Origin of the sequence: Okeania sp. SIO2F4, assembly GCF_010672385.1 — a bacterium.
Classification (GTDB): domain Bacteria; phylum Cyanobacteriota; class Cyanobacteriia; order Cyanobacteriales; family Microcoleaceae; genus Trichodesmium.
In genome coordinates this window covers 1-11,187 of sequence record NZ_JAAHGT010000250.1, presented here as the reverse complement: position 1 = coordinate 11,187, position 11,187 = coordinate 1, and the positions used below count along the sequence as shown (strand labels likewise).

General features: G+C 33.5%; 10 protein-coding genes. 4 read left to right on the top strand and 6 right to left on the bottom strand.

What is annotated here, in order from left to right:
- Positions 1-325: 325 nt before the first annotated feature.
- Positions 326-3,250: a calcium-translocating P-type ATPase, PMCA-type gene (locus tag F6K22_RS17040; protein ID WP_293100109.1), complete on the bottom strand. Its 2,925-nt coding sequence runs from the start codon at positions 3,248-3,250 to the stop codon at positions 326-328.
- A gap of 332 nt (positions 3,251-3,582) precedes the next feature.
- Between F6K22_RS17040 and F6K22_RS17035 the strand changes: the two genes are divergently transcribed.
- The 4 genes from F6K22_RS17035 (at position 3,583) to F6K22_RS17020 (ending at position 6,429) form a co-directional block, all read left to right on the top strand.
- Positions 3,583-4,569, top strand: a complete 987-nt coding sequence (locus F6K22_RS17035) for a DNA cytosine methyltransferase (RefSeq protein WP_293100106.1) — start codon at positions 3,583-3,585, stop codon at positions 4,567-4,569.
- A 56-nt stretch (positions 4,570-4,625) separates the two neighbouring features.
- Positions 4,626-5,411, top strand: a complete 786-nt coding sequence (locus tag F6K22_RS17030) for a protein NO VEIN domain-containing protein (RefSeq protein ID WP_293100103.1) — start codon at positions 4,626-4,628, stop codon at positions 5,409-5,411.
- 110 nt (positions 5,412-5,521) lie between these two features.
- A complete protein-coding gene (locus F6K22_RS17025) occupies positions 5,522-6,259 on the top strand; it encodes a restriction endonuclease PLD domain-containing protein (RefSeq protein WP_293100100.1) in 738 nt (245 codons plus the stop codon).
- Positions 6,226-6,429: a type II toxin-antitoxin system RelE/ParE family toxin gene (locus F6K22_RS17020; protein WP_363273745.1), complete on the top strand. Its 204-nt coding sequence runs from the start codon at positions 6,226-6,228 to the stop codon at positions 6,427-6,429. Before F6K22_RS17025 ends, F6K22_RS17020 begins: the two co-directional genes overlap by 34 nt.
- A gap of 216 nt (positions 6,430-6,645) precedes the next feature.
- On the opposite strand, the gene F6K22_RS17015 is transcribed toward F6K22_RS17020, so the two are convergent.
- The 5 genes from F6K22_RS17015 to F6K22_RS16995 form a co-directional block, all read right to left on the bottom strand.
- A complete protein-coding gene (locus F6K22_RS17015; protein WP_293100098.1) occupies positions 6,646-7,839 on the bottom strand; it encodes a class I SAM-dependent methyltransferase in 1,194 nt (397 codons plus the stop codon).
- 461 nt (positions 7,840-8,300) lie between these two features.
- Entirely contained in the window at positions 8,301-9,056 is a 756-nt protein-coding gene (gene mddA / locus F6K22_RS17010; RefSeq protein WP_293100095.1) for a methanethiol S-methyltransferase, read from the bottom strand.
- Between the two features lie 1,119 nt (positions 9,057-10,175).
- Positions 10,176-10,325, bottom strand: a complete 150-nt coding sequence (locus F6K22_RS17005) for a macro domain-containing protein (RefSeq protein ID WP_293100092.1) — start codon at positions 10,323-10,325, stop codon at positions 10,176-10,178.
- 4 nt (positions 10,326-10,329) lie between these two features.
- Positions 10,330-10,812 carry a macro domain-containing protein gene (locus tag F6K22_RS17000; protein WP_293100089.1) on the bottom strand — a complete coding sequence of 161 codons (483 nt, stop codon included), beginning with the start codon at positions 10,810-10,812 and terminating at the stop codon, positions 10,330-10,332.
- Positions 10,772-11,187 (bottom strand): GUN4 domain-containing protein (locus F6K22_RS16995; protein WP_293100086.1); only part of this gene is annotated, 416 nt, incomplete at its 5' end. The genes F6K22_RS17000 and F6K22_RS16995, both read right to left, overlap by 41 nt.

Sequence of the window (11,187 nt, the reverse complement as noted above, 5' to 3'; positions counted from 1 at the left end):
TAGTTCCTTATCAGGGATAGGGAACTCCTGAAAACCTTGTGGGAGGGTGGGAAGAGGGGGGAGTCAGAATCTTGGGGTGCATTTCTCAAAAAAATATCTAATTCAATACACTTTTATGAGAAAAAAGCTTTTCAAATGACTTATACATAACTTCTCTTTTTTGTCTACGTTTTATGTTAAGAAAAATGTTGATAAAGCATAGCTTCCCTACCAGGGAAGGGGGAGAATAGTTCCCCCCTCTCAAAAGCAGGAGAGGGGTCGGGGGAGAGGTCTTAATTTATCAAACTTATCGACAAAATAAATCTAGACATGGTACTACTACTTTTTAAGAAACCTTAAACCGCATCTGAATCATCCGCCAAATTTCTCCAACCCACAACACAATAGAAGTACCGCCAATAATTATTAACCAATCTCTTAAAGATAAAGGAACTGTTCTAAATACAGCTCCTCCATATTGCACCATCACAATTTGTCCTACGAAAATCAATGCAGCGATCGCTACAAAACTGCCATTTTTACTAATACTAGAAAATGCAGATTCCTTTAAACCAAAACATTTGGCATTAAACATATTCCAAAACTGCAACATCACAAATGTAGAGAAAAATAGAGATAGTTCGTAAGGTGTTACTACCCGATCTTTTTGGATATATAGTAAGAAACCTACAAAAAACACCAAGAAGATTGACGCTACTGAAAAAATACTCACCGTCATTGGTTGAGAAATAATAAACTCTTCGGGATTTCTCGGTGCTTTCTCCATGACTTTTTCATTAGGTGGTTCCGTTGCTAAAGCTAATGCAGCAAAAGTATCCATAATTAAATTTACCCACAATAATTGAATCACAGTAAATGGCAAATTAATTCCAATAAACGGACCTAATAAAGCTATCCCACAAGCAGCAACATTTATTGTTAACTGAAACAAAATAAACTTTTGAATGTTTTGGTAAAGCGATCGCCCCCACATTACTGCATTTTCAATACTGCCAAAAGAGTCATTCAAAATGATGATATCGCTTGCTTCCTTGGCGACGGAAGTACCACTTCCCATTGACAAACCAACCTGCGCTTGATTTAAAGCGGGTGCATCATTGGTGCCATCTCCTGTAACTGCGACCACTTCCCCACTTGCTTGTAGCAGTTTGACAATGCGTTGTTTATCCTGGGGACGCGCTCTGGCAATTACTTTGACTTTTTGCACCTTTGCTAAAGCTGCTTCATCATCTAAGTCACGGAGTTTCTTACCAGTGATACACAAATCATTAGTATCATCCTTAGTCATAATCCCAATTTCTCTGGCAATTTCCATTGCTGTCAAACGACTATCTCCAGTAATCATTTTCACTTTCACACCAGCTTTTTGACATATTGCCACTGCTGGGGGTACTTCCTCTCGCACTGGATCGGCGATCGCCACAAAACCTAGCAAAATCAAATCGTGATATTGTTCCAGTTCATTTCCTTGTTGATAGTCTTGAGGGTCTCTAATATAAGCAAATCCTAGAGTTCGTCTACCAATAGTTTCATACTTATTTAACTCTGCTGCGATAGATACTCTTTGAGAATTTGCAAAAGGTTGAACTCCATCTGAGGTGAGAATTTGATTGCAACTTGCCAACAATAGTTCTGGCGCACCTTTAATATGGAGTATTTTTTCACCTGTGGTAGGGGAAATTCCGAGAGTTGCCATGTACTTTCTGTCTGAGGAAAAAGTTAACTGACTGATAATGTCAAAATTTTCTCGTTTGTCAATATAGTCAATTTTGTTTTCTTCTAACCACAATAACAAAGCACCTTCTGTATGGTCTCCCAAAGGGATAGACTCTTCCCCTTTTCTGTGTTCTAAATTAGCTGTACTATTGGCACAGATCGCTTCAACTATAATATTGTCAGTATTGAGAGTGCCATTCTCGAAACTAGGAAACTGTACATCACTCACCTGCATTTTGTTCTCCGTCAAAGTACCTGTTTTATCAGAACAAATCACAGTTGTGGCACCGATAGTTTCGCAAGCGTGCATCCTGCGAACTAGATTATTTTGTTGAGTCATTTTCTGCATACTGTAGGCAAGACTCAGGGTAACACTTAGAGCTAATCCTTCCGGTACGGCAACAACGATGACTGCAACTGCAATCATAAAATATGTGAGGAATTTGAGGGCGATATCCACGGTTATCCAGTCAGTGGGAGAAGTAGAAACCCATCCTAAATAGTAACCGAGTCCGATACCGACGCCAGATATTCCCAGGGCGATCAAAATATTTTTTAACCAGGCAACTGCGCTATCATCTTCTAACCATTCTGGTACTTCTATTTCTTTCCCTATTGATTCTAATCCATCTACGATTATTGGCAACCAGATTCTAGTTAGGGCAATAACTAAACCAATGATTAGGATGCTAATAATATACCATTGTTCCAAGGTGAGATTGAGTTCTCCTGTGAAGATACCTCTTGCTACTAAGGCAATATCGATTAAGACTGCTACCCCTAAACCGAGGATACCAATCAAATTACTGAGGCGTTCGAGTTGGATATTTAGAGGGGTTTCTACATCTGTAATATCAAGAACGCATCTAGCAGTTTGACCAATTTCTGTAGCATCCCCAACTGCTGTAATTTCGATGATTCCATGTCCATCGTTGACTATAGTATCACGCAAGACTTGGTTGGGAGAATAAGCATAATTAGTATGGTTATTAGAAGATAAATTTGCATCTGCTGTTTTGCTAACAGGTATTGCTTCACCCGTTAAACTTGCTTCGTTTACTTGCAGAGAAACTGCTTCTATTACTCTACCATCTGCTGGTATTTCGTCTCCTGTTTCTATCAATACAAAATCTCCTACTACTAAATCTTTTTTCGGAACAGTTGTCACGTTATTATCCCGAATTACTGTGATGGGAATTTCATCATTTACTTGATTAAGAATATCGAATTCTTTACTAGCTTTATACTCATTGAAAAAAGCAACAGTTGTAGCTAGCAAGATAGCAGCAATAATACCTAAACCTTCTACATAATTACCTTCAAAAATTCCGACTGTAATAGCAATAACAGCGGCAATTATTAGAATCCGAATTACTGGGTCATCGAACTTTTCTAACCATAATTTCCACCAAGGCGATCGCTTGGGTGGCGTTAATAAATTAGAACCATATTTTTGTCTACTTGCCTCAACCTCTGCCTGTGTGAGTCCTCTATAGCGGCTTTGTTTTTGCCCTATTTCTTCAGTAGTTTTCATTGATTAATCTCCTTGCCAAAATTTGCATTGGTGGGTATTATGATAATTTTAGTATTTTATCGTTTTTTTTTTAATTTTATTAATATATCTTAAATTAGCAATTTTGTCTATAATCGATCAAATTCTATTAAAAAGGGAATAGGGAATAGGGAATAGGGAATAGTAAAGAATGGAAAACAGCATTAATTAAATAGTAGCCTTCCACAAGGATTAGTGGGTACTCAAGACAGCGTTTTTTTCTTAGAAAAAACGCAATGTAGATTTACATATCATTTGAAAAGACTATATAATTTAGGTTGCTAAATATAGTAGTCATATTATTTGTGAATAAAATGTTGATTGAACGTTTAGAAAATATATATTGGAATCAAGCACCAAGAATCATATCTTTATTTTCTGGTTGTGATGGGATGGATTTACCATTTCACTATGCAGGATTTAATTTAGTTTGGGCAATTGATTCTAATTTTTATGCCTGTAAAACTTTTGAGAGAAATCTTTCTAATATTATCGAGAATAATCAAATAGAAAACATAAATATTGCTGAAATTCCAGAAGCAGATTTAATTACAGGAGGTTTTCCTTGTCAAGATTTTTCAATGATTTGGAAACGCCCAGGTTTAGAAGGTACTAGAGGCAATTTATATACCTACTTTTTAGAGTTTGTTAAAAAGAAACAACCAAAGGCATTCATCGCAGAAAATGTCAAAGGTTTATTAAGTGCTAATAAACATCAAGCAATTCAACGAATAATTTCCGATTTTGAAAGTATATCTCCTGGTTATTTAGTGAAACCTAAACTATATAATTTTGCTGATTATGGAGTACCTCAGTTTAGGGAAAGAGTTATTTTAGTTGGAATTAGAATGGATACAGGTTTTAATTTTATTCATCCTGCACCAGAATATGGAATTAGTCGGAAATATCCCCATATAACTGCTGGTGAAGCACTTAAAAATGTAGAACAAATTCCCCACAATAATGAACATCAAAAAATTCAACCTCGGACAATTGAAATATTGAAAAGAATAAAAGCAGGAGGTAATTTTAGAGATATTCCTAAAGATAGTCCCTATTATGTAAAAGGAATGATTAGTCATGTTTATCGACGTATTCATCCAGACAAACCTGCTGCAACAATTATTGCTGGTGGAGGTGGAGGAACATGGGGTTATCATTATCCCGAACCAAGGTCTTTAACAAATAGAGAAAGAGCAAGATTACAAACATTTCCTGATGATTTTATTTTTGAAGGTTCTTTTACTGAAATTAGACGACAAATTGGTAATGCTGTACCTCCAGATGAAGGAGATAAATAATTTATTTATGAGATGAATTATGCTAAGTTTTAGAAAAAAAGTAAAGGTGTTGTTTTATGGCATCTAAAAAAGGAAGTAAACATCAGCACTATGAAATATTAAATTTAATTGGTTATGGGTTGGCAAAATTTGATAGTGCTTTTATTAAAGAGTTCGGATTTAAAACAAAAAAATCTTTTTTTGAATATATAGTTAGTTTGGGTATTGCTGAAACTGTAAATACAGTTAAGAATAGACAAGACTTGTTTGACTATTTTTTTGATAATCCTAGAAAAGGATGGTGGCAAAAAGGAGATGCTTATATTCATAGAAAACTATTTATTGACTCACTTTTTGGAGAGGAAGATGTTTCTTCTTACACTCAAATTATCAAGCTATATTTACAGGATAAAGTTCCTAAATTTCTCAGTATAGAAAGAAAATCTGCTGAGGTAATTAATCCTATTCTTAAAAGTAAATTTAAACAATTACAGGAGACGGGTCAACGAGCAGAATTATTTTTTATGAGAAATTATAAAACTTGTCCTGATTTTGAAAATGGAACTTTACAAGATGCGAGAACATTTGGAGATGGCTATGATTTTCAAATTAAGATGAGAAATAAATATTTCTTAGTTGAAGTAAAAGGTCTTAAAACTAACTATGGAAGTATTAGGTTAACAAATAAAGAATTTATCACTTCTAGGAAATATAAAAATGATTACATACTGGCAGTAGTTAGTAATTTAGAGGATATACCTAAAATAAAAACTATTTTTAACCCTACGGAAAATTTAATTTTCACTAAACAAGTTATTGTTCAAGAACAAATCAGTTTTCATTCAAAATCATTACAATGGTAAATCTACCAATTCTCACCATGGGAATTTTTGAAGAATTAAACAGAAATACCTATAATCAATTAGGTTAATTAAATAGTTTTATATTATCTGCCAATGCTAAATCAGGAGGTGTGAGATTTGTATGGAATCCACCACCATTTCATGGCAAAATTTATAGGATAAAATATCAAAATGAATTGCTTTACTTTGCAGGATCTTCAAATTTTTCTCAAAGAGGATTGTTTGGTAATTTAGAATTTACCTGTAAAATTAGTGATACTACTGCAATTAATCAAACAGAAACTTATCTTAATTGGTTACTAACTGATAATATATCTGTTAATTTTGCTAAATGTGAATCATTTCCGATTATTGAATCAGTTAAAAATAGCCGAAAAAAAATTAGCTTTCAGAAAGCTGAAACAAAACCAGTTATTGATTCTAAAGTTCCTTATTTAGATATATCTTTAGCGAGAGTTGATAAGCAACAAAGGTCAAACTTAAATGCTTTTTTTGGCAAAGGAAGATGGAATAGAAAAACAGGTATTGTAATTCCTAGAGACTGGTTTGAAGTAGAAATTATTGTGGATATAGCTACAACTAAAAATCCTATTTATCCTCAAGGAGATTTTGTTGCCTACACTGATGATGGTTTAGTATTTCCCTGTCGAACTCAAGGTGATTATCATAAAAATTTGAGGTCAAGAGATGACTTAAAAATTTTAGGTCATTGGATTAAAGGTAAACTACAACAAAAAGGAGTTTTAGAATTATTTGAACCAGTCACAAGTCAAACATTAGAAGAATATGGTAAAGACTACATTCGGATATATAAATTATCGGATTCAAATTACTACTTAGAGTTTTAAGTAATAGTAATTTAGGTAGAAACTTAATTAACTTTCCTAAGATGTGGCAGAGTTATGCTAAAATTATACCTAATTTAAGGGGTGTGCCTTTAGATGGTTATATTATTTTTTATCAAGTAACTGAGGTGGAAATAGAAATTGTTAGGATAGTTAATGGATATCTTCAATAATTAATAATTAATAATTAATAATTAATTATTACCTCTCCTTGAAAAGAAGAGGATTGACTAATCATGAAAATTTTTTCTTATTTCTCCTTTAAAGGAGAGGCTTTAAACCTTAATTATTCGGTAATTTAGAGTCTTTATTATTAGATGAGTCATAAAATTAATACTAAATCTGATTATCACTGGAAATACCTCTTGAGGATATTTAACTTCTTAAATTTATCCCATCGGAGGCATACTTAAACCTTTCAAAGTATCCCTTTTTTCCTCTCCAGTTAAACCTTTACTCTGTACTAATACCCCAAAATTTCCTAAACCAATTGGATCTATTAATGAATGTAATACCTCCCTACGTCGGAAAACTTCTTCAATAGAAAACCCTTGATTATTTGATAATTCATTTAATCTATCTCCCAAACCTAACGCCATTAAAAATAAACCCTGTTGAGTAAAACCTAGAGTTTCTAATTCTGACAAATTTCCCTGTTTTTCCAAAGCAGTAAAATCAACATGAGCAGTAATATCTTGTCGCCCAATATTCCAATAAGGATCATTATTTCGGTGATGTTGATAATAACATTGTAGAGTTCCCTCTCTTCTAACGGGATTATAATAACGTGCTGCTTGATAACCATAATCAATTGTCAATACATAACCTTTCAGCAAGCGATAGCTAACAATTTTTATCCAATCTAAAGCTTGTAAATTTACTTCACTTTGATAACCTTCAACATCAGCAAATGAGAGTAAATCTATATCTACTAATTTAAAATATTCAGCAATCTCAGGAGTTGAAATTTTATCGGTTATTTCTACAAATTTTCCCTGAGAGTTAGAGGTGACGTAAATTTCTCGAAATTCCCGATTTTCTATTCTAAATTTATGCACCGGAAAAGCATCTACCAACTCATTAGAAAAGAAACAACCTGTAATAGAATTATGGGAAATTTCATCCCAGTCACTCCAGCGCACTTGATACGACTTTAACCTTTGTTTTTGTTCAGCTTTTAAAACTTCCGATTTTTCTACAATCAGATATTCAATTGTTTGGAAAAAATCCAAATGTGTTTGTTTGAGATAACCTAAAATTTGCTCCGCTAAAATTCCTTTACCAGCACCCATTTCTACCAGAGTAAAATTATTAGGTCTTTGGAAAATATGCCACATTTGTAGAAATTGTTCTGCTAATAATTCTCCAAAGTCACTACCCCAATGAGGGGAGGTTAAAAAATCTCCTTGTTTACCAATATTTACAGGATGAGTTGCATAATAACCATATTGGGGATGGTATAAAACCAAATCCATATATTCGGCAAAGGTAATCCGTTGTTCGGGAGTTTCAGCAATACTTTGACGGATTATTTGACACAAACTTTCGTTATTTTTGTTGATTGTTAATTGGGGTTGATTCATAAATTTAAGGAATAAGTGAGAAGAAAGAAGTAATTAGGGAAAAAAATCCTGCCATCTCTTGTTGCTAGACACGGTCAGAGTCGATCTTTTTCTCCCCATGTCTTTGCCATTGATAATTTTCTCCAGGCAATCTTTTTTTGACTCTCTTTCCAGAATAAGTCGGAAAGACTCAGGTAGAAAATTTCTGCCATCTCTTGTTGCTAGACACGGTCAGAGTCGATCTTTTTCTCCCCATGTCTTTGCCATTGATAATTTTCTCCAGGCAATCTTTTTTTGACTCTCTTTCCAGAATAAGTCGGAAAGACTCAGGTAGAAAATTTCTGCCATCTCTTGTTGCTAGACACGGTCAGAGTCGATCTTTTTCTCCCCATGTCTTTGCCATTGATAATTTTCTCCAGGCAATCTTTTTTTGACTCTCTTTCCAGAATAAGTCTGAAGTAATTAGGGAAACAAATTTAGAGTTATTCCTGAATTTTTTGCTGAGTTAATTTTATTCTTGCCACAGGAATTAACATGGAAACTTGCTGCCGATATTCCTGATATAAATTTCCATAAATAGAAATCATATCTACCTCTTCTAATTTAATACCTACTAACACATAAATTGTTGTACCCATAGCAAAAACTAAATGAGAAATTGTCATCAATGGAGCTGCCCAAAAAACAATAACAAAACCTAGCATAATCGGATGGCGAGTATATTTATAAAATCCTGGAGTTCTAAATCCTAAATCTTTATATTCCTCACCGCGCCAATATAAATAGACTTGTCGCAAGCCAAATAAATCAAAATGATTAATCATAAAAGTGCTGAGGAAAACAATTAACCATCCCAAGGCAAAGATGCCATAAATAATATTATAAATTATGGGGTTTTGTATATTCCAAATAATTCCACCGAGAGAATGCCATTGCCAAAATAATAGTAATAATGCCAGACCTGACATTAAAACATAAGTGCTACGTTCTATGGGTTCTGGAATTATTTTTATCCACCATTTCTTGAAACTTTGACGAGCCATGAGACTATGTTGAATGCCAAAAAAACCGATTAATAAAATATCAATTAATAACCCCTTAATCAGAGAACTATCCAAGTTTGAATCTAGTGTTTTTGGCAAGATTAAGTTGCCAATAAAACCAATACTGTATAGAAAAGCTATCAATGATATTAAATAACAAACTACACCATAGATAAATGTTAGTATTCTACTCATTTTCCTCTTACAAAAACTCCTGAAATTTGATGAAATTATTTGACTGGTAAAACAGCTTTAATAAAAGACTCTTCAAAAATCTAAATTTAGTGACTCAACTCCTACTTGAGCTAACTTTTTCCAATTATTCTAATTAGTCTTAGAGCCAGCTAGATGCGGTGATTAATATTGTACAACTGACCGGGTAAATATTCTTTGCCTATTCCCTATTTTTCCACCGCTCTTCTTTTGATTTTTCTCCAAGGAAACCTCCTGAAATTTGATGAAATTATTTGACTGGTAAAACAGCTTTAGTTACAGACTCTTCAAAAATCTAAATTTAGTGACTCAACTCCTACTTGAGCTAACTTTTTCCAATTATTCCAATTAGTATTAGACCAAGCTAGATGCGGTTCTTCCCTTGATTTTTCTCCAAGGAAACCTCCTGAAATTTGATGAAATTATTTGACTGGTAAAACAGCTTTAGTTACAGACTCTTCAAAAATCTAAATTTAGTGACTCAACTCCTACTTGAGCTAACTTTTTCCAATTATTCCAATTAGTATTAGACCAAGCTAGATGCGGTTCTTCTCTTGATTTTTATCTACCGAAACCTCCTGAAATTTGATGAAATTATTTGACTGGTAAAACAGCTTTAGTTACAGACTCTTCAAAAATCTAAATTTAGTGACTCAACTCCTATTTAAGCTAACTTTTTCCAATTATTCCAATTAGTATTAGACCAAGCTAGATGCGGTTCTTCTCTTGATTTTTATCTACCGAAACCTCCAGAAATATGATGGAATTATTTGACAAGTAAAACAGCTTTAGTTACAGACTCTTCAAAAATCTAAATTTAGTGACTCAACTCCTATTTAAGCTAACTTTTTCCAGTTCTTCTAATTAGTATTATAGCAAGCTAGATGCGGTGATTAATATTGTACAACTGACCAGGCAAATATTCTTTACTTGTTCCCGATCTTTCGACCTATCTTCCCTACTCTGTACGGAAGTTGCATGCAACGTCCCTACCTACTCTCCTTTGACTTTCTACTCTATCATTTCACGGAAAACTTCCAAGTATTTTTCATAAACCTGAATCTTAGAGCAAACAATAATCACCTTTTCAATAGATTGACTTTATAATAAAAATTTCATCACTTCAGTTATAGCTATTCTTGCTGCTACTTCCACCGGAAAAAATAAAGCACCAGTAGCAATAGTAGGAAAAGCAATTGTTTTAATAAAATATTGTTCTGCTAAAGCTAAACTATTTTGATAACATCTCATCAGTCTATAGTCTATTCTTCTCTCCCAAATTTCCACCTTCCCATCTAACTGCGACTGTATGAATAACCCACTTAACAGATAAATTATAACCACTAGTAATTTTAGCTTCTCCATATTCACAAGTCATCAATTTTAGACAAGCTTCTTTAAGTTCTAGTCCGGCAATTTTATCAATAGAATTAGATACCATTGAACCAGCAGAAACGGCGCGGTCTGTAGAATTAACAATAGCATCAACTTCCTGTTGAGCAATATTACCTTGGATAATTTTAATTCTATTTTTTATTGAATTTTTCTTGCTCTGCTCAAGATGGAATTTTCCTGGATGAAGTAGGCAATTATTTACACAATTAAAAAAAGTTTCTCGCCATACTCTCACCCCAAATTTTTCCACTTTAAATTTCACACACCATGAAACAGGTAAATGACCGATAGCTGCATTTAAACTAAAATCCAGATCGTTGATGAAGTAGACAATTATTAACACGATTAAAAAAAGTTTCTCGCCAGACTCCCACCCCAAAATTTTCTACTTTAAATTTCACGCACCATGAAATAGGTAAATGACCGATAGGTGCATTTAAACTAAAATCCAGATCATTATAATATTTTGCTTGACCTTCCACTTGCCATCCCACAGCATCGCTAAAATTTTGCCAAATCATTTTGTAATATTTACGATTTTTGCCGAATTTTTCCTCAATACTTTTTACTACATCAAAATATATAGATTTTTGCACGCTAAAACCAAAACGCTCTTGAGAATAATCTACCCAGAGTTGATTAATTTTCTCTAACTCCGAACAGGGAAAACTTTCTATATCTAAAACACTTAACTTTTCATCTTTATTTTTACCTGCTA

Excerpts from the sequence above, each read along its gene's own strand:
- mddA (WP_293100095.1), bottom strand. The coding sequence starts at position 9,056 with ATGAGTAGAATACTAACATTTATCTATGGTGTAGTTTGTTATTTAATA.
- F6K22_RS17035 (WP_293100106.1), top strand. The coding sequence starts at position 3,583 with ATGTTGATTGAACGTTTAGAAAATATATATTGGAATCAAGCACCAAGA.
- F6K22_RS17005 (WP_293100092.1), bottom strand. The coding sequence starts at position 10,325 with ATGAGATGTTATCAAAATAGTTTAGCTTTAGCAGAACAATATTTTATT.
- F6K22_RS17040 (WP_293100109.1), bottom strand. The coding sequence starts at position 3,250 with ATGAAAACTACTGAAGAAATAGGGCAAAAACAAAGCCGCTATAGAGGA.
- F6K22_RS17030 (WP_293100103.1), top strand. The coding sequence starts at position 4,626 with ATGGCATCTAAAAAAGGAAGTAAACATCAGCACTATGAAATATTAAAT.
- F6K22_RS17015 (WP_293100098.1), bottom strand. The coding sequence starts at position 7,839 with ATGAATCAACCCCAATTAACAATCAACAAAAATAACGAAAGTTTGTGT.